Source organism: Nodularia chucula CCY0103 (assembly GCF_963923915.1).
In the GTDB taxonomy this organism is placed as follows: Bacteria; Cyanobacteriota; Cyanobacteriia; order Cyanobacteriales; family Nostocaceae; genus Nodularia; species Nodularia chucula.
Genome location: NZ_CAWUOL010000035.1, coordinates 1 through 18,929 on the forward strand (window position 1 = coordinate 1; position 18,929 = coordinate 18,929).

Annotated in this window: 15 protein-coding genes and 2 pseudogenes; 3 read left to right on the forward strand and 14 right to left on the reverse strand. The window is 42.1% G+C overall.

From position 1 onward, the window contains the following. Nucleotides 1-630: 630 nt before the first annotated feature. The 7 genes and pseudogenes from fabD to ACM0OP_RS11785 all read right to left on the reverse strand — a co-directional run bounded on the left by fabD (nt 631) and on the right by ACM0OP_RS11785 (nt 7,705). Complete coding sequence (gene fabD, locus ACM0OP_RS11755) at nt 631-1,512, reverse strand: ACP S-malonyltransferase (protein WP_414528593.1); 882 nt, start codon at nt 1,510-1,512, stop codon at nt 631-633. A gap of 87 nt (nt 1,513-1,599) precedes the next feature. Beyond that, nucleotides 1,600-2,592, reverse strand: coding sequence for a beta-ketoacyl-ACP synthase 3 (locus ACM0OP_RS11760; protein ID WP_414528594.1), 993 nt, complete (start codon nt 2,590-2,592; stop codon nt 1,600-1,602). 119 nt (nt 2,593-2,711) lie between these two features. Then, nucleotides 2,712-3,737 (reverse strand): phosphate acyltransferase PlsX, encoded by a 1,026-nt coding sequence (gene plsX / locus ACM0OP_RS11765; RefSeq protein ID WP_414528595.1) that lies wholly within the window; start codon nt 3,735-3,737, stop codon nt 2,712-2,714. Nucleotides 3,738-3,902: 165 nt separating this feature from the next. Next, nucleotides 3,903-5,375, reverse strand: a complete 1,473-nt coding sequence (locus ACM0OP_RS11770; protein WP_414528596.1) for a leucyl aminopeptidase — start codon at nt 5,373-5,375, stop codon at nt 3,903-3,905. 74 nt (nt 5,376-5,449) lie between these two features. After that, nucleotides 5,450-5,545, reverse strand: a pseudogene (locus ACM0OP_RS11775) (element excision factor XisI family protein); the annotation flags it as partial. Nucleotides 5,546-5,611: 66 nt separating this feature from the next. Beyond that, nucleotides 5,612-6,772 (reverse strand): hypothetical protein, encoded by a 1,161-nt coding sequence (locus ACM0OP_RS11780; RefSeq protein WP_414528597.1) that lies wholly within the window; start codon nt 6,770-6,772, stop codon nt 5,612-5,614. Between the two features lie 102 nt (nt 6,773-6,874). After that, nucleotides 6,875-7,705: an alpha/beta fold hydrolase gene (locus ACM0OP_RS11785; protein WP_414528629.1), complete on the reverse strand. Its 831-nt coding sequence runs from the start codon at nt 7,703-7,705 to the stop codon at nt 6,875-6,877. An 824-nt stretch (nt 7,706-8,529) separates the two neighbouring features. On the opposite strand from ACM0OP_RS11785, the gene metG reads away from it, so the two are divergent. The 3 genes from metG (at nt 8,530) to lptC (ending at nt 12,193) form a co-directional block, all read left to right on the forward strand. Then, nucleotides 8,530-10,131 (forward strand): methionine--tRNA ligase, encoded by a 1,602-nt coding sequence (gene metG / locus ACM0OP_RS11790; protein ID WP_414528598.1) that lies wholly within the window; start codon nt 8,530-8,532, stop codon nt 10,129-10,131. Nucleotides 10,132-10,301: 170 nt separating this feature from the next. After that, the gene (locus ACM0OP_RS11795) at nt 10,302-10,931 is read left to right on the forward strand and encodes a LabA-like NYN domain-containing protein (protein WP_414528630.1); all 630 of its coding nucleotides are present in this window, start codon (nt 10,302-10,304) and stop codon (nt 10,929-10,931) included. Nucleotides 10,932-10,933: 2 nt separating this feature from the next. Further along, on the forward strand, nt 10,934-12,193 hold the full coding sequence (gene lptC, locus ACM0OP_RS11800; RefSeq protein WP_414528599.1) for an LPS export ABC transporter periplasmic protein LptC: 1,260 nt from the start codon (nt 10,934-10,936) through the stop codon (nt 12,191-12,193). Between the two features lie 169 nt (nt 12,194-12,362). Here the strand turns inward: lptC and ACM0OP_RS11805 are convergent, their stop codons facing one another. The 7 genes and pseudogenes from ACM0OP_RS11805 to ACM0OP_RS11835 form a co-directional block, all read right to left on the reverse strand. Continuing rightward, the gene (locus ACM0OP_RS11805) at nt 12,363-13,700 is read right to left on the reverse strand and encodes a D-alanyl-D-alanine carboxypeptidase (protein ID WP_414528600.1); all 1,338 of its coding nucleotides are present in this window, start codon (nt 13,698-13,700) and stop codon (nt 12,363-12,365) included. A gap of 133 nt (nt 13,701-13,833) precedes the next feature. After that, the gene (locus ACM0OP_RS11810; RefSeq protein WP_414528601.1) at nt 13,834-14,904 is read right to left on the reverse strand and encodes an LOG family protein; all 1,071 of its coding nucleotides are present in this window, start codon (nt 14,902-14,904) and stop codon (nt 13,834-13,836) included. Nucleotides 14,905-15,114: 210 nt separating this feature from the next. Next, a pseudogene (trxA, locus tag ACM0OP_RS11815) lies at nt 15,115-15,447 on the reverse strand (thioredoxin); the annotation flags it as partial. A 331-nt stretch (nt 15,448-15,778) separates the two neighbouring features. After that, nucleotides 15,779-16,942, reverse strand: a complete 1,164-nt coding sequence (locus ACM0OP_RS11820; protein ID WP_414528602.1) for a GuaB3 family IMP dehydrogenase-related protein — start codon at nt 16,940-16,942, stop codon at nt 15,779-15,781. A gap of 116 nt (nt 16,943-17,058) precedes the next feature. Next, on the reverse strand, nt 17,059-17,958 hold the full coding sequence (locus tag ACM0OP_RS11825) for a flotillin domain-containing protein (protein ID WP_414528603.1): 900 nt from the start codon (nt 17,956-17,958) through the stop codon (nt 17,059-17,061). Then, nucleotides 17,939-18,073: a hypothetical protein gene (locus ACM0OP_RS11830; protein WP_414528604.1), complete on the reverse strand. Its 135-nt coding sequence runs from the start codon at nt 18,071-18,073 to the stop codon at nt 17,939-17,941. Before ACM0OP_RS11830 ends, ACM0OP_RS11825 begins: the two co-directional genes overlap by 20 nt. Before the next feature lie 25 nt (nt 18,074-18,098). Continuing rightward, complete coding sequence (locus ACM0OP_RS11835) at nt 18,099-18,761, reverse strand: DUF1449 domain-containing protein (RefSeq protein ID WP_414528605.1); 663 nt, start codon at nt 18,759-18,761, stop codon at nt 18,099-18,101. Nucleotides 18,762-18,929: the final 168 nt, after the last annotated feature.

Sequence of the window (18,929 nt, forward strand, 5' to 3'; positions counted from 1 at the left end):
TTTTTGCCACTTTTTACCGATTCTCAATTAATCGTAGTGATGTCTTACTGTGCGCGATCAGCCTGACGGCATAGCTAACGCTTACCGCTCCCGTGAATCCCACTTGAGCAAATTCTTACACAGCAAGCTTTTTGCCCCTTCCTCTCCGTCGAACTCACGTTAGTTTAATTCTGTCAGTCGGTTTTACTGAGAAAACTTTGTATCCAAATAATAGAAATTTAATAGCTACCATTTTAAGAGGATGTTTTAAAAGTTTTGGGCGAATATGATAGAGCCTCCGGCACGCTACGGGTAAAGCCTACGGCATAGCTACGCTTAAAGCGGAGCTTTCGCTTTAGCGATACACTACTACACAGGCAGGACGCGTAGCGGCTTCCCGTAGGGAAGTCTACCTCCGTGGACTAATGGAAAAGTGGGATTTTTAACCCGCGCAGGCGGGTTTAGTTTGTATAGCCGCGACTTCTAGTCGCCAGGGCTAGTAATAATCGATACTTTATAAACAACCTCTAAGACTATCAAATTCTGAGATTTAATTACTGAATAAGCTGGATGTATATAATCCAACCATCAAATCCAATAATAACGTATATACATGATTTTGCCTAAATTTGAATGAACTTGCCTAATACCCTAAACTACTAATTCAGCAGCATTACGGACATTTTTTAAGATTAAATCCGGAGCAGTGCGTTTAATCAAATTAGTTAGCACATTACCAGGGCCAATTTCCACAACTTCCTCAACACCTTCTGTGGCTAATTGCAGAGAAATTTCTCGCCAGCGTACCGAGCCTGTCATTTGTTGGCTAAGACGCTGCTTAATTATATTGGCATCAGTAGCGGGAATGGGATCTACATTAGATAATATCGGTACAACAGCCGGCTGAAATTCTACTAGTTCGAGAATATCTTTAAACTCCGCCGCCGCAGCTGCCATCAAAGGAGAGTGAAATGCTCCAGAGGTTCTTAAAGGTATAGCCCGTTTAGCTTTCACTTGGGACATAACTGAGCGTACAGCCTCTGGAGTGCCGGAAATCACCACTTGAGCCGGACTGTTATCGTTAGCCAAAACTACATCTGGTGTTGCAGCCAGAATTACTTCTAATTGTTCACGGTCAAAATTCATCAAAGCACTCATCATCCCGCCGGCTGCACTATCCATCAGTTCAGCGCGACGCTTGACTAGTTGTAACCCAGCCGACCACTCAAATACACCTGCAACATAAAGGGCAATATATTCACCCAAACTGTGACCAGCAACTACATCTGGTTTATATCCTCTTTCCCGGAGAATATCAGCCAGGATAGTTTCGACAACATAAAGACATGGTTGTGTATAGAGGGTCTGTGATAACTTTTCTTCTGCGTTTTGGCATAATTCTGTGACAGACCAGCCCAAAATCGCTTCAGCTTCGGCAAATTTCTCTTTAGCGATAGATATATCTAATAAATCAACTCCCATTCCCAAGGCTTGAGAACCTTGTCCGGGAAACACCCATGCAGTTTTAGTCATTAGTCGTTAGTCATTGGTCATTGGTGATTTATCATTGGGAGATTAAAATCTTTTCCCCCTGCTCCCTGCTCCCTGCGCCCCTGCCTCTTACCTTCCCCATTGAAAAATTGCTGCGCCCCAAGTTAGTCCGGCACCAAAGCCAGATGCAGCGATGATTTCATTAGGTTTGATTTTTCCTTGCCGCACGGCTTCATCTAGGGCTAGGGGAATAGATGCGGCTGAGGTATTACCGTAATTAGCAAGATTGCTAATTACTTTATGTTGGGGAATATTTAAGCGTTGGGCTACGGCATCCAAAATCCGTTGATTGGCTTGATGTAAAAGTAGCCAGTCTATTTGGTCAACGGTGAGATCAGCCTGAAATAGAGCTTTATCAATAATTTCTGGGACTTTCTGGACAGCAAAGCGGTAAACTTCTTTGCCGTTCATGGTGATGGGTTGGTAAGTGCCTTGAGTGACGTTGATGTTGGGAAGTAATTTTTGGGAAGAGGGGGCATAAGCAAGATTGAGGTAGCGATTCTGTGTACCGTCGCTTTTGAGGGAAAATCCTAATAGGCGATCGCTTGGATTCGCTTGCAAAACTACCGCCCCAGCACCATCACCGAACAATACACAAGTCCGTCTGTCTTGCCAATCTACCCAGCGCGAGAGGATATCTGCCCCAATTAACAGTACATTCTTATAAGCGCCTGTTCTGATATATTGGGCTGCCGTCACTAGCCCAAAGACAAACCCAGAGCAAGCGGCTGTTAAATCAAAGGCTACCGCGTTGGTTGCTCCTAATTCCGCCTGAACTTGACAAGCACTACCAAATAAGTCATCAGCAGTGGATGTAGCCAGCAAAATTAAATCCAGGTCTGCGGCTTTAATTCCTGCTGCTGCGATCGCTTGACTACCAGCATCAGCCGCCAGGGTAGTTACAGATTCCGATGGCAGAGCTAAACACCGTTGACTAATTCCTGTTCTTGTAGTAATCCACTCATCTGAAGTTTCTACCAGTGCAGTCAGCTCCTGGTTACTGAGGTGAGTTTTGGGTACTGCGGAACCGCTTCCTGTAATTGCTATGCCTAAGTTTTGCACTCCTCGTCTCCCAAGCTATAAGCATTTTAGTTATTAGTCATTCGTCATTAGTCTTTAGTATTTTTCTATTGACCAATGACCTTTTTCCAGCTATTGATCGCTAGTTTTATGACTAATTTCTAAGTTGTTTCCTGCTGTATAATTTCGTATTGCGATTGAAGTCTTTGCAACACTTGATTATCTACAGCTTCTTTTGCCATACGAATGGCGTTAAAAATAGAAGGAGCTTGAGAACTACCGTGGCCAATAAAACAGACTCCGGCTACCCCTAAAAGCAAAGCACCACCATGTTCTGCGTGATCCATGCGCTGTTTAACTCGCTTCAGGTTAGGTTTTAAAATTGCCGTACCAATTTGACCTTGCAATCCTTGGGGTAATTCTTCCCGCAAGATTTGCAGGATTACTTCACCCACTGCTTCGGCAAATTTTAATAACACATTGCCCACAAAGCCATCACAGACAATCACATCAAAGTTACCGGAAAGTACGTCCCGCCCTTCAGCATTACCAATAAAATTAATTTGGGAATTTTCCCTTAATAATTGATGGGCGCGGAGAGCGACTTCATTACCCTTAGTATCTTCTTCCCCGATATTTAATAAACCCACTTGGGGTTTGTTAATACCTAAAACGTATTGACTATAAGTTGATCCCATGACGGCAAACTGCTCTAAAAACTTAGGGCGGCAGTCTACATTTGCGCCAACATCAAGTATCATCACTGGTTTACCAGCTTTGATTGTAGGAAAAACTGTGCCGATGGCTGGCCGGTCAATTCCTGGTAATCGCCCTAGTCGGAGCAAAGCTGAGGCCATAGCTGCTCCGGAATGTCCCGCAGAAAACACAGCATCTGCCTGTTGCTGCTTGACTAAATCCATCGCCACATTAATAGAGGCCTTGCGTTTGCGTCTCACCGCATTTAAAGGCTCTTCATCCATTGCGATCGCTTCCTCAGCAGGAACGATCTCTACCCGCTCCAAATTAGTTTTTGGGGGCAAGGCAGCTGCAATTTGTTGGGGATCACCAACTAACAAGACTTTCACACCCAATTCTTCACTTGCGCGTATTGCGCCAGCAACGATTTCACCGGGTGCATGATCCCCTCCCATTGCGTCAATTGCTATCCGTACACCAGTCGATCCCATTGCTTAGAGCTACTAGAAACCTTACAAATTTTACCAGATGCCTTTGCTCAAAAACCGGAAGTTTCTCACTACCGTATTACTTTTGTCACTATTAAAACATATTTGCGGGAAAACCGACTCCCGACTCCCCGGTTACTGAGCGCAGTCGAAGTAACTCCCCATTCCCTACTGCGCTAACACCCAATTCACAAGGGTTCGCACACCGTAGCCTGTAGCTCCTGCACTGTTGTAACCGTTTTCTTTATCTGCCCACACTGGGCCAGCAACGTCTAAGTGCGCCCAAGGGGTGTCTTTAACAAACTGTTTGAGGAAAAGAGAAGCAGTAATGGAACCACCAGCACGAGGCCCGGTGTTTTTCATGTCGGCAATGCCGGATTTTAGCCCTTCAAAATATTTTTCTTCCATTGGCATCCGCCACAATTTTTCTCCGGCGGTTTCAGCAGCTTCTTCTAGTTGGGCGGCTAAAGCATCATCGGGAGTAAATAAACCGGCAATATCATCACCCAAGGCGATAATACAAGCACCTGTGAGGGTGGCTAAATCCACGATCGCATCTACTCCCAATTTATCTGCATACACCAAAGCATCAGCCAGGGTTAAACGCCCTTCAGCGTCGGTGTTGTTCACTTCTATTGTTTTGCCATTTGATGCTTTTAATATGTCCCCTGGGTGCATGGCGTGACCGCTAATCATGTTTTCTGTGGCGGCGGAAATGAAGTGAACTTCCACATCTGGTTTGATTTGGGCAATGGCTTTGGCTGCGCCCAAGGTAGTACCTGCACCGCCCATATCCATTTTCATGGTTTCGATACCACTACCAGCGCCTTTAATATTCAGTCCGCCGGAATCGAAGGTTAAACCTTTGCCAATAATTGCTAGTTTGCGTTTGGGTGTACCTTGGGGTTTATAAGTGATGTGAATAAATTTTGGCGGCAATTCTGAGGCTTGGGCAACTCCTAAAAAGGCTCCCATACCCAATTTTTCGCAGTCTTCCCGTTCTAAAATTTTTACTTCAATGCCGTGTTCAGTGGCGATCGCCTGGGCTGTTTCTGCCAAGGTAATGGGTGTGACTTCATTAGCTGGGGCGGCTACCAACTCTCTGGCCAAGTTTACCCCGGAAACAATTTGATTGGCGCGGGTAATGGCTGCTTCCTGCCCACTTAATCCCAGTAAATCTATGGTTTCAATTTTTACGCCTTTCTCTTCTGGCTCAGATTTAAAGCGAATATCTTTGTAAAGGGCTAATTGTGTACCTTCGGCGATCGCCTGAGCAGTTGCACCTTGATCATTGTTCCACAAAGGAAAACTCACACCCAGACTTTTGCTTTTTTGCTTTTTTGCCACCCTAGCCACAGCCGCCGCCGCACGTCGCACGGTTTCTAGTTTCAGCCCTTCAGCTTTCCCCAAACCCACTAAAATTACTTTCCGGATGCTACCACCACTAACACGGGAGAAAATAGTGCTGTAGGCTTTGGCGGTAAATTCTTCTTCCGCAATCAGTTCTTTTAAAACCCCAGCCAACTGCTCATTTAACTTTGCCAGTTCACCAGTTAACTCTACGGCATCTTCAAATAATCCAATGGCTAAAGTATCCCCTGCCCACTCTAGCAGAGGCGTGTTGCTCGGTTGAATTTTCATTTTGTGAATTTATCTAAATTTTCCTACTTTTACCAGTATTACTTAAAATTCTTTTTTCTTTGGTGAAATCTCGATTAAGCAACGCCATAACCTGTGTAGGGACGTTTATATGGGGGATGCAGCCCTAGAACTATATCTTCTTTAGGAATGCCCATATCTAATAGTTCTTCACTGCTTCGTGGAACCAGTCTTTTGCCGACATTACCAACCTCTAGAAAAACTCGCTTATTATTAGTTTACGAGTTTTCACTACGGTCAACTTGAGAAATTTTTTCACACTGAGATAATAAAGGACTCGCCAAATCAGGATTTTCTTGGGCTATTTCTTGACATCTAGCGACTAAAGCAATGGCAAAATCTGAGTTAAGTTGTTTGACAAGCTGCTCTAAAGGCTGGGGTGATTTGATATTTTCAGCTATTGCCTGCAATGAATCATCACTCAAATTCACAGCTTGCAATTCTGGTAAAATTTCTTCCCAAGTCTTGTGAGGATAACTTTCGAGGATCATTTGCACTAAAATCTGATCCATAATTGCTTGTTGCGCCAAAGCCGTTTCCAGATACTCGTCACTTTCTGCTTGTAAAGTTGCTACAGTTTCTGGGGAAGTTAGGGAAATTGATTCATCTAGCTTGGCTTCATAAAATCGACAAGCTGCATATCCTAAAGAATAGATCATTGTGGCGTTGGAACTAGTGGCGATCGCCGCACCAGCAAAGGGGACATTTCGCAGCAAACCTAAGCCACCCAATCTTAAAAGGCGACCACCACCCAAACCCAAGCCAAAAATTCCTAAAATTTCACCCTTCCGGGCGGGATATTTTAAATCTAAACCATAAACCGCAGCAATTTCATAAATCATTTCTGACTGTAACTTAGTTGTTGCAGCCAAATCAATCGCCAGCAAGGCCGCCGCCACTCCAGGTAAAATACTACTGGCTAGACCAATTCCCCCAGCTTTAGTGGCTTTGTCCACCATAATTCTATGGGCGATTTCACTGGGTGATTCATCTGGATACTTTTGCTTCAGTCTATTTACAGATGCTTCAGCTTTTTCTAAATCCACACTTTCACTAGGGCTAATCAACCAATTAAGATTTAATAACCCAGTGAGTTTTTTGATTAACCAATTCTCGCTGATGTGATTAACTATATCACCAGTGGTTTGAGTGCCTTTTTCAATTAATTTATATGTTTCTTGGGCTGCAACTACTCCCGCCCCAATGGATGTATCTAAGACTATTTTGCCCGCTTCGGCGACGGCCTGAGTCATTACCTCTCCTACCTCACCCGCAGCGTGGAAAGTTTCAGCCAAGGAATCGCATACAGATTTATGGTTTTCCGTGGGTGAATTATTTGATTTTTTCACTTCTGTCTCTGATTTGGATGTTTCTGTCATTGTTAAGCACTATGTTAACAGCCTCTGCTTTCACTTGTATCGAAAATATTAGGGACTGACATCCTCCAGATTGAGCAGATTTCACCTGATTAACCAGAGTGTTCAGATAGAATTGGTATTAGTTTCTAACTCCTGAGATGTTTTAATCTGATGTTCGACAAAGTTTTGCTGTTGCAATATTTGATAGAGATTAATATTGTGTTCTAGTAAACAGGCGTGTCCACTGTCAGGTAAGATCGCCATTTTGGGGTTAGGTAAAATATTTAGCAAGCGTCTGGCTTCGTTGACTGAAGGTAAAAGGCGATCGCCTGCACCGGCAATCAGTAAAACTGCTTGGTTTAGTTGGCGTAACTGGGCTTCAGTGACACTAAATTCTTTCAGTAGGGACAATCTCCAGGTGACTGTAGCCGGTGGTACAGAGCGCATGGTTTTTAGCAGTTCATGGCGCAGGTGGCGGGGAATCCGGGGTAAGGATGCTAAAAATGGTAATAAACCTAGTGCGCCAATCTCATAACAACTTTCAGGAACGAAGTTAGTCAGTTGGGATGTCCAAACCAACCAAGGGCGCAGATGAAAGGCTGATGCTGGGTTAATTAAGATAATTCGTTTAAATAACTGTGGTGCTTGGGTGGCTACTTTCATCGCCAAACAACCCCCAAAGGATTCACCACACAGGTAAACTGGCCTTTGTGAGCTTTTTTCTAATTCGTTATGGATTAAGTCTAAGACGTTGTTACTTAACTCCTCCCAAGTTGTCAGGTCTTGTCTGGGAATCGCCAAACATCGGACATCAAAGCCAACTTCTAATCCAGCAGTTTGCGATCGCAACAATTCACCAGTACCATCCAATCCTGGTAAATACACGAACAATGGATACTCTAGTTTGACTCGGTTGGGGGTGAGGAAACATGGCTTTAGCTCAACTTTTGGCATGGGTAAATCTAAATTCAATTTTTTGCTTTTATGATAAAATCATAACGTCTGTAGGAAAAATCACATTCAACATAACTAAAATAGTTAACATTAACTCAATTATTTGATAAATATCACATCCAGCCACTTTAAAATAACCACTAAAAAAGCATTTTTAATGTTTACTAGAAACAATAAAAACGCCATCAATTAGATATATTTTTGACATTATTCCGATTTTTAGTAACAACTTTGATTAAGTAAAGTGGCAATTTCATAATAATAGGCAAATACTTGTGTAAATAAAGCCTTCAGGACATAACAATAAATATCGGTGGAATTGTTATAACTCATACTTATTTTTGAACAAAATTTTAGATAATACCAATTTAATATAAAGATGCATAAATATTATTTAACCAGAAATCTAGTTCCCCTCCTCGCTTGCGGGGAGGGGTTAGGGGTGGGGTCGAAATAATATGCAGCCTCACAAATAATTGGTATAACCTAAACTTAATTTTTACATTTACCTAGTGTTACCCGGACAGTCTGAAGATAGAAATTTTTCTTCATAGAGGTAGTTGTATTTCTGAAATTTAAATTTATGTAATCACCATTACAATTAATCTAATGAAACGTATTAGAAAATATTATCATCCGTTAAATTATGTCTATAAATTCGCAAAAAAAATGATTCATACACATTAGTAAGCAATTCTTAGCATCCAAAATTTGCTAGTATTAATTTACTGCTTGTCAAACAAGTAGTAATATTATATGATTGCGAAAATTTGACAGTAAAAGTAAGAGCAAAAACACCTTAATAATTTATTTTTTTATTCTGTATGAATTTAGTAGATACACCAAAAAAAACATTTGCATTGACAACACCCTTGTATTATGTGAACGACGTTCCTCACGTCGGTAGTGCTTACACCACAATGGCCGCAGACGTAGTGTCCCGGTTTCAGAAACTGTTAGGTAATCAGGTATTGTTAATTACAGGTACAGATGAACATGGGCAAAAAATTCAGCGTTCAGCAGAGAGTTTAGGCAAAGCACCACAACAATTCTGTGATGAAATTGTCCCCAGTTTTATGAGCCTCTGGGAGTTATTAAATATTCAATATGACCGCTTTAGTCGGACTACAGCCCCTCGTCACGCAGTCATTGTCAAAGAATTTTTCCAGAGATTATGGGAAGCCGGCGACATCTACTTAGGACAACAAAAAGGCTGGTATTGTGTCTCGTGTGAAGAGTTTAAAGAAGAACGAGAATTATTAGAAGGACATCGCTGCCCCATTCATACTAACAAGGAAGTAGAATGGCGTGACGAACAAAACTACTTCTTCCGCCTCTCGAAATATCAAACCCAACTAGAAGAGTTATACAAGTCTCAACCAGATTTCATTCAGCCAGAAAGCCGACGTAATGAAGTTTTAAGCTTTATCAATCAAGGGTTGCAAGATTTTTCCATTTCACGGGTAAATTTAGAATGGGGTTTTCCAGTCCCAGTTGATCCCAAGCACACCCTTTATGTCTGGTTTGATGCCTTACTAGCTTACCTCACAGCATTACTAGAACCAGAGGCAGAGCCAACCTTAGCCAACGCCTTAGAAACTTGGTGGCCGATTAACTTACATCTCATTGGTAAAGATATCCTCCGCTTCCATGCAATTTCCTGGCCAGCCATGTTGTTTTCAGCTGGTTTACCCCTACCAGAAAGATTATTTGTGCATGGTTTTCTGACTAAAGATGGCCACAAAATGGGTAAGTCTCAGGGTAACACCCTCGATCCCGTAGCACTAGTTCACAGTTATGGTAGTGATGCAGTTCGTTATTACTTCCTTAAGGAAATCGAATTTGGTAAAGATGGCGATTTTAATGAAGTTAGATTCATTAACGTTTTAAATGCAGATTTGGCCAATGACTTAGGTAATTTGCTAAATCGCACCTTAAATATGGTGAAGAAGTACTGTGCTGGTGATGGACTTGCAATTGCAAATGAAGCCATTAATGATCAAAATCCTTTGAAATCCATTGGTTTAGGTCTAGGAGACAAGGTAAAACAAGCATATCAAGCCCTAGCTTTTAATCAAGCCTGTGAAGCTACCCTGATGCTAGTCAGAACTAGTAATAAGTTTATTGATGAACAAGCCCCTTGGTCACTATATAAACAAGGAAAGCAGCAGGAAGTGGAAATAGTTCTGTACGCAGTTCTAGAATCTGTGAGATTAGCCGCTTATCTTCTTTCCCCAGTCATTCCCAATATCAGTACAGCCATTTATCAGCAACTGGGCTTTGGAATTGACTTTAATGATCCCATTAACACTGCAATGCTTGCTCCTTTTACCACCCATGCACACTGGGGAATACTAACTAGTGAACAATCCTTGGGTAAACCCCAACCCGTCTTTAAGCGCATAGAAATTGCTAAAAACGATTAATCTTGTGAATTTTTGCTATTTTTTCAACTCTGTTCAATTTCTTAATTTTCTCAAAAAACTCACCGGGGCTGAATTTATTAGCTCCGAAACCTTATCATAAGCCGTTCTAACATATCTGCTTGATAATTTTGTATCAAAAATAACATGAATAATAATGAGGTATGACAACAATGTTGAATAATCTAGAAAGTGACTCCATCTTTACACCGGAACAAGTCTTAGAGAATCGAGGTCGTGTAGCTATATTCATTGATGGTTCCAATCTCTTTTATGCTGCATTGCAACTGGGAATTGAAATTGACTACACAAAGCTACTATGTCGATTAACTGGCGGTTCTAGACTATTGCGAGCTTTCTTTTATACTGGTGTAGACCGGACAAATGAAAAGCAGCAAGGGTTTCTGTTATGGATGCGTCGCAATGGCTACCGAGTGATTGCTAAGGATTTAGTCCAGTTACCTGATGGCTCTAAAAAAGCCAACCTGGATGTAGAAATTGCCGTAGATATGATGGCTTTGGTAGATTCTTATGATACCGCAGTTTTAGTCAGTGGTGATGGAGATTTGGCTTATGCAGTCAATTCAGTCAGCTATCGTGGTGTGCGGGTAGAGGTTGTGAGTTTGCGCTCTATGACCAGCGATAGTTTAATCAATGTGAGCGATCGCTATATTGACTTAGAAGCCATCAAAGAAGATATCCAAAAAAACCCGCGCCAAAGTTACCCATATCGTCCTCTATCCAGCATGGGTTTTCTGGAAGATATCAGTGAAGCTGATCAACAGTTAGAAATCCAAGATTAGTAATGAATTATCCAAAATGCAGGCAGAAACAGAGAGTAACTTGTGCTAAAAAAGTGCAAATTAATCAAAATTTATTCCGATTCTTTTCCTTAAAATCTCTGAGTTCTTTACAATTGAAAGCAAATTGCTTTTATCTGCCTGTAACTTGTTTATTACTAATAGGATTAGCTGCTTGTGGGGGTACATCCCCCATCGATTCTCCATCGAATGAGGCTGATTCATCCCCTCAAGAAAGCAATTTGACCTTTTTTGATGTGACTTTAGAGCAAGCAGACGAAGTAGGAAGACCTGTTTGGAAAGTCCGATCTAAAAAGGCAATATATACTAAAGAAAAACAACTTGGTCAAGCGGAAAATCCCGTTGGTGAATTATACCAAGATGGTAAACCAATTTATCAAATACAAGCCGAAACAGCAGATATTGTCCAGGATGGACAGAAGCTATTTCTGAAAGGAAAAATTGTGGCAACAGATCCTGTAAATGGGATTGTATTAAGAGGAAATGAATTAGAATGGTTGCCTCAAGAAGATTTATTAATAGTCCGTAATCAACTAAATGGCACTCATAAACAACTCCAAGCAGTAGCTCAAGAAGCACGAGTTAAAACCCGCGAACAGCGCATAGAATTTTCTGGTGGCGTAGTCGCCCAATCTGTTGATCCCCAAATGCAAATGCGAACAGAGCATTTAATTTGGCATATTGAAGAAGAAAAATTAATTAGCGATCGCCCTATAGAAATTGACCGTTACAATAATAATCAAATTACCGACCGTGGTAAAGGCGACGCGGCCGAAGTGAACTTAAAAACTAAAATTGCTACTATCCAAAAAAATGCCCAGTTAGAATTAGTAGATCCACCCACGCAAATAGCCAGTGAGTCGATGACCTGGGACATGAGCGCAGAAACTGTGAAGACAAATTCCCCAATTAAAATCGTTCAGCGTGCCGAAAATGTAACTGTCACCGCCAATCAAGGCGAAATGAAAATACAGCAAAAAATTGTGAATTTAAGTGGAAATGTTAATGCTGTAGGTCAACGTAGTCAAAGCCTCAAATCTAATCAACTAACTTGGTATTTGGACAAGAAATTATTAGAAGCTCAAGGCAATATTGTTTACAACCAAATTGACCCACCAATCAATTTTACAGGTGAAACAGCCGTTGGTAATCTGCAAACAGAAGACATTATTGTCAAAAGCGGTCAATCTGGCGGTAGAGTAGTCACTGAAATTATTCCTCAAGATTTAGGGATTCGTAATTAGGGAGTGGGGAGTGGGGGGAAAGAGGCAGGGGAGCAGGGAGCAGGGAGCAGGGGGGAAAGAGGTAGGGGGGAAAGAGGCAGGGGAGGGGAGCAGGGGGGAAAGAGACAGGGGGGAAAGAGACAGGGGGGAAAAATTCCCAATACCCAAATTCCAAATTACGAATTACGAATTACAAATTAGTTTTATTCGCGCTAAACAAAATTTCATTCCGACTAGCTGCACCCAATTCCGGTGCAAAATATTTAGGAGATTGGGGAGTAATAGCATGAGCAATATTAGGATCGACTTCTAACTTTTCTACAAGAGACTGTAAAAGTCGGTCTTGACTAGCGCGGAAACCAGGAATTTGTGGGCCACGGTTAATAATAGCAAACCACACCAAACCGCGATCGCGTGTAGGAATTACCCCAGCCAAAGCACTTACCTCACGCAAAGTACCAGTTTTCATCACAGTCGCATAAGGCATATTTCTATATTGCATCGTTCCTCGACGGTCAAAACCAGAAGTAGGAAACAAATCAGCGACATTAATTTTCTGAGCGGTTGCTTCCCGTTGAATTGCCATTAACATCGCACAAGCCGCCCTGGGAGAAATGCGATTATCTACCCCTAATCCAGAACCATTAATTAATTGAATTTCCGCCTCCGGAACTCCAGCCAACTTAGCAGCTTGGGATTGCATAATAGCCGCTCCTCCTAGAGATTCCGCCAACATTTCAGACATAAAATTATTACTGAAAATGTTCATTTCCTTAATCAGTTGCTGCAAAGTTAAAGAACGGCGACGCAGCAGTAAAGTTTGTTGGGGATTCGGTTGAGAGACTAATTTTACACCACCTGCAATCACAACTTGGGGTTTAGCTGTTCCCTGCCGCATAATTGCATAGCTGTAATTGGCTGGACGAGTCCAAGTGGTGTGATTGAATGCTTGCTTGAGCATCTGACCAGCTAACATGGGATTTGGTTCAAAATTCATGGCGAAATTGTCTGTAACCAACAAATTCCCCTTAACTTCCTTAATACCCATTTTATTTAAAGTATTACCCAGGGCGATCGCTTCTTCCCACACAAACAGAGGATCACCACCACCAGTAATCACCAAATCACCCTGCAATACCCCGTTAACTATGGGTCCTGTAGTGCTGACCAAAGTTTCAAATTGGTGATTTGGCCCCCAAGTTTTTAAAGCCACTAGAGAAGTAGCAATTTTAGTTAAAGAAGCAGCAGGAAGAGGCGTAGTCCCTTGATGATTCGCCATCAAAATCGGTCCTGACTGTAACCAAATACCTTGACTTTCGGTTAAATTTTCCGTTACCAACTTTGATTTGATCAGAGCTTGTAAATATTCTTCTACAGTAGTGGCTCCAGAGGGATTGGGGTCAGGGGCGAGAACTAAGCCAGGACTAGTCTGCGAAGCTAATGTCTGTAGAGCTTGTGCAGGCTTAATTTGGACTCCAGCCATTTCCAGCCACAGAGAAACTAAACCTGAACCCAATAATTCCAGCATATTGATTCCCCTATACGTCTATTGAGCTAATATACAGGCTTTTTTTAGATCATCAGCATTCAGCAACCATAACTGCTGTGTTTCTAGCTAGCTCAATTAGAAAAGTAGAGGGTGGAAACACCACCCCTAATAGTTATTTTCTTTCAGGATGTGGCTTTTCTTCCACTGAAAGCCGACCCATCTGATTAATAACCGCAATCATTTGATATAAACGACCCAAATCACGTTGGTTAAAGTATAAAACCAGGCGGGGTAGTTCCGTTGTTTCATCTTGGTTTTCTTGGGGTAAAGCCTGACTTTTGCTAATTTTCCCTTTTACCAGAATGTCGCTAAACTTAGCATTTAAATCATCCACCGCCGCATCTGATAAATCTGACGATAGACGAATCACCAATTGATCACCTACGTAGCGGCTAGAGTGATAAACCTGATAAAAACCAGTAATTGCATTACAAGCTACTTCTAGGTTGTCTGTAATTGTGTAAAGGCTGGGATCTTCAGGACTCACAAGACCTTTTTTGATCAGTTGTTGATCAATATATTCGCTCCAAGACCGCCAGTAATCGCCACCTGGATGATCAATTAACACCACAGGAACAGGGCCAAACTTACCCGTCTGGCTTAAAGTCATACACTCAAAGGCTTCATCTTGAGTTCCAAAACCTCCTGGAAATAAAGCCACAGCATCACTTTCTTTGAGGAGGAACAGTTTGCGAGTGAAGAAATATTTAAAATGAATCAGCTTAGGATCACCCTCAATAAATGGGTTCGCTTGCTGCTCAAACGGTAACTGAATATTTAAGCCAAAGGAATTTTCTCGTCCAGCACCTTCATTTCCCGCCTGCATGATACCGCCACCGCCGCCTGTCATCACCATAAATCCTAATTGAGAAACGGCGCGAGATAATTGCAAAGCCATTTGATACTCTGGTGTTGCTGGCGATATCCGAGCTGAACCAAAGATAGTGACTTTGCGGACGTGTCGGTATTCATAAAATAGATGGAAACCTAGTTCCATATCTGCTAAAGCAGATGACAAGATTTTCCAGTCAAGACGTTCAATCTCACTCTCAGCCAGACGCACTATAGTAGCTAGTGCTTGCTGAATCAGTTGCCGATTTTTTAATGTCGGTAAACGATCAAATAGTTCAGCAATATCTGCCTGGAGGGTCTCTAATGTTTCAAAGGACGCAGATGAGGTCATGAAAACTGTCGCTACAATGGCATTACATTTTATCTAATTATGTAGTGCAGTTTATCACCGCTTTCCAGACTCCTGATGCTGGATGAAATTCTTACCACAAAAAAGTTTTTTTGAGACGCGAGTTGTCGCGCCTCACAAACTTATGAACAAAGATTGAGCTAAATCTAAAGCAAACGGCAGACTCAAAAGGATTTTGCTACCGATTGAGGCTCAAAGATATTTTTCCAAAGTGTTAGCTAATGTAGTTTTAGGTACTGCACCAACTACCATGTCTACCTTTTGCCCATCTTTAAAAATCATTAAAGTAGGGATACTGCGGATACCGTACTGACTAGCCACTTGAGGATTTTCATCAGTATTAACTTTCACTACTTTAATTTGACCTTCGTACTGGCCGGCGATTTCCTCGACGACAGGAGCTACCATGCGGCAGGGACCACACCAGGGGGCCCAGAAGTCCACTAAAACTGGTACATCGCTATCGAGTACTTCTTCCTTAAAACTAGAATCTGTAACTTGTGCGGCTGCTGACATTCCTATAAACCTTTGGCAATTATATTTCTGACTTTGGTGAAAATTCTACCATAGCAAAAACAGCAACTTAGAAGTCAAGAATGTACATTTGCAACGAAACTAAAGAAATTATGCACAAATATAAGGAACCGCCCGAACAATAGTCCGGGCGGAGTGTGGTGTGAGGAGTGAACGGAAACATGAGTCTCCGCTATCTCTATTGTAGGCGACATATCGGATTTTTCCAGAGATTGTTTGTAAGTCTGGAAAAAATTTTCTGCATGGTAAGAATTTGTACTTGGGGCATAGGGCATAGTAAAAAATTTATTTTATTTATTATTTAGTGCCTATTCCCCATTTTCTATTTACCCATGCCTAATTGTTGAGCTTTTTGGTATACTTTGCCTTCGGTTAGTAGGGAAGGAGCAATTACTACTTCCACTTGCTGCATTTCTTTGATGTTTTTGGCTCCTAATGTCCCCATGCTAGTTTTTAAGGCTCCCACAAGATTATGAGTGCCGTCATCTAGTCCCGCCGGACCGATGAGTATTTGCTCTAGGCTGCCGGTTGTACCCACGCTAATGCGAGTCCCACGGGGCAGTACGGGGCTAGGAGTTGCCATACCCCAATGATAACCTCGGCCTGGAGCTTCGGCGGCTCTGGCGAAGGGTGAACCAATCATGACGCTATCTGCACCACAGGCGATGCATTTACAAATGTCGCCACCTGTAATTAAACCGCCATCGGCAATGATGGGAATGTAGTTACCAGTTTCTTGATAATAATCATCTCTGGCGGCGGCACAATCGGCGATCGCAGTTGCTTGTGGTATACCTACACCTAAAACACCACGGGAGGTACAAGCTGCACCAGGGCCAATTCCCACTAATACCGCAGCCGCCCCAGCTTTCAATAAGTTCAAGGTGACTTCATAAGTTACGCAGTTCCCTAAAGCCACTGGTATAGGCATAGAGCGGCAAAATTCCGCTAAATCTAGGGGAACTATGGAATCTGGAGATAAATGTGCTGTAGAGACTACTGTCGCCTGCACAAAGAATAAATCTGCTCCCGCTTTTGCCACTACCTCACCATATTTACTGGCGGCGGCTGGGGTAGCACTGACTGCGGCTATGCCACCTTGCTGCTTAATTTCCTGAATACGTTTTTCAATTAATTCCGGTTTTATGGGTTCGGCATAGAGTTCTTGCATCAGGGAAACAAATTCAGTTTTCCCCACAGAGGCAATGCGATCTAAAATCGGTTCTGGGTCTGCATAGCGAGTTTGGATACCTTCAAGGTTGATGACTCCTAATGCCCCTAATTTTGATAAATGTACAGCCATCTTGACATCGACTACGCCATCCATTGCACTGGCAATGATGGGGATTTCTCGCTCAATATTGCCTATAGTCCACTTAGTATCTGCCAGACTCGGATCGAGTGTTCTGTTACCAGGGACTAGAGCAATTTCATCAATTCCATAAGCTCTACGAGCTTTTTTTCCCCGCCCAAGTTGAATTTCCACGCTTTAACTTTTCTCAAATCTGTTTAAGCTAGGGTATCAAATTGTGAGGAGGTTTGGAGCGTTTTTTTTCCTTAGTAACGACTAATTTTTAAAAGATAAGAGTCTGGTAGAAATGATTAACCAACTTCGCTGTTGTTTTGGCTGTTGTTTGATGTTGGTTTTTTAGCTAAGGCAAAATTGCTATCTGTGTCAGTTATAACTGGGTTATCGTTACGGACTAATTGGCTAACTTGACCAATTAATTCACCTAATTTTCCATCCTCAAGCAAGGTATTGATTAAGGATAACCCACTGGTAGAAAGCATTAATTTGTTAATATCTTGACTGCCATTACTGCCGTTAGCACCAGGGAATGAGTAAATACGGGTATCTCCTAAAACCCCTGCTTGTGGGGCGAGGGCTGTAAGAATTTCTGGGAGTTTATCGGCTACAGCTGGCCACATTGTGGTGAGGATTTTGGCTGAGAGGTTGGCGTTACTAATGGTATTTTCGGCGGCAATTTTCACTTTTAGGGCTTCGGCTTCTGCTAAAACTTGGTCGCGGTGGGCTGCGGCTAGGATACGAATGGACTCGGCTTCTAATTCTGCGGCTTGTTGGGCGATTTCTGCTTGACGGCGACGGCGGAAGGCATCAATTTCTACGACGTTGCGATCGCTGATGCTGCGTTGTTCGGCTTCTCTTTCGGCGGAAATGGTGGACAAACGTTTGTCACGTTCAGCTTTTTCGATGTCACCTGCTGTGCGTACTGCTTCTTGGGCTTTGGCTTGTTCGGCTTGGGCGAGAAAGCTTTCACGTTTTTTGGCAGAAATAGCAATTTCTAAATCTTCTTGAGCAATTCTGGCGAGTTTTTCTGACTCGACTATCTCCATTTCGGCTTTCAGTTTGCCGGCTTCTACTTTATGTTTGCGAGAAATTTCGGCAATTTCGGCTTCTTGTTGTTGTAAGGCTTGGGACACTTTTAAATGTTTATTCCGTTCTTCTAAAGCAATATCGGCTTCAATTTGGCTTTGTTGCAAGGATAATTTTTTGCGGATTTCTTCCTTGGTACTGTTTTGGTTCTAATTGACTTGTGGGAATTTCCGATAGGGGAATAGTTGGTAATGACTGGATAAAAGTTAACCAATATAGCATGATTTTGCCCCCTGATTCTTGATGTTTAATTTGTATGTCTGGAATTAGCTAACCAAGTTGCTTCATCTGGGGTATCTTTGGCGATTACCAGATAGCTTTGCTGTTTATTGTCAATGACAATCACTTGATCACCTCTTTGGGGTGCAATGGTTGCCCATTCTGGTAAAGCAGCACTGATGGTGAGAAAATTATGTTTGGTATCTAGTACATCTACTTGACCAATTTTCCCTTCTTTTTCGCTGGGAATATAAAAGGATGTCACAGTACCTTCACAACCAATTAGGCGATCGCTACTGGCATCTTCACTAAATTCAGCGAAAATTTTACCCATTATTTCAGCGATGAATCTTCCCAGAATTAAGCTGAGAATTAAGGAAATTAAGAATATAGCACCACCCAAAAAAGCACTCAGATCTTCATTGAAGTTAATTGCTAAACTAGTTAATATCAGTCCAAAAATACCCCAAAAACTGAGGTCTATTGCTAGTAATAAAATGAGTGGTGCTTTTCCAATTCCTACCCATCCCAAAAATTGCCCAAAGCTCAATTCCCCATCAGCATCTGCATCAAATTCGGCATCTGCATCTGCATCTCCGTCTCCCCCACCGGAAACGATGATAAATAAAAATAGAAATACTCCCATCCCCAGGAATATCCAATAAGCTAAGTTAGCGGGGTTAAACAGCATAAGATGTTCGGTGATATGTTTCCTAATCTGCTCAGGATGACTAATGTAGGAATTGTTGTAGACAACTACAACTCAGTCAAAGGAGATTTCGGAAATATCTAAATTTATCGGCGGGTAATTATTCTTAATTTAAGTTGTATTAAGTTGTAGATTAAATTTTTGGGAAAG

Excerpts from the sequence above, each read along its gene's own strand:
- ACM0OP_RS11770 (WP_414528596.1), bottom strand. The coding sequence starts at position 5,375 with ATGAAAATTCAACCGAGCAACACGCCTCTGCTAGAGTGGGCAGGGGAT.
- lptC (WP_414528599.1), top strand. The coding sequence starts at position 10,934 with ATGAATTATCCAAAATGCAGGCAGAAACAGAGAGTAACTTGTGCTAAA.
- fabD (WP_414528593.1), bottom strand. The coding sequence starts at position 1,512 with ATGACTAAAACTGCATGGGTGTTTCCCGGACAAGGTTCTCAAGCCTTG.
- plsX (WP_414528595.1), bottom strand. The coding sequence starts at position 3,737 with ATGGGATCGACTGGTGTACGGATAGCAATTGACGCAATGGGAGGGGAT.
- ACM0OP_RS11835 (WP_414528605.1), bottom strand. The coding sequence starts at position 18,761 with ATGCTGTTTAACCCCGCTAACTTAGCTTATTGGATATTCCTGGGGATG.
- metG (WP_414528598.1), top strand. The coding sequence starts at position 8,530 with ATGAATTTAGTAGATACACCAAAAAAAACATTTGCATTGACAACACCC.
- ACM0OP_RS11805 (WP_414528600.1), bottom strand. The coding sequence starts at position 13,700 with ATGCTGGAATTATTGGGTTCAGGTTTAGTTTCTCTGTGGCTGGAAATG.
- ACM0OP_RS11780 (WP_414528597.1), bottom strand. The coding sequence starts at position 6,772 with ATGACAGAAACATCCAAATCAGAGACAGAAGTGAAAAAATCAAATAAT.
- ACM0OP_RS11785 (WP_414528629.1), bottom strand. The coding sequence starts at position 7,705 with ATGCCAAAAGTTGAGCTAAAGCCATGTTTCCTCACCCCCAACCGAGTC.
- ACM0OP_RS11830 (WP_414528604.1), bottom strand. The coding sequence starts at position 18,073 with ATGCTATATTGGTTAACTTTTATCCAGTCATTACCAACTATTCCCCTA.
- ACM0OP_RS11795 (WP_414528630.1), top strand. The coding sequence starts at position 10,302 with ATGTTGAATAATCTAGAAAGTGACTCCATCTTTACACCGGAACAAGTC.
- ACM0OP_RS11810 (WP_414528601.1), bottom strand. The coding sequence starts at position 14,904 with ATGACCTCATCTGCGTCCTTTGAAACATTAGAGACCCTCCAGGCAGAT.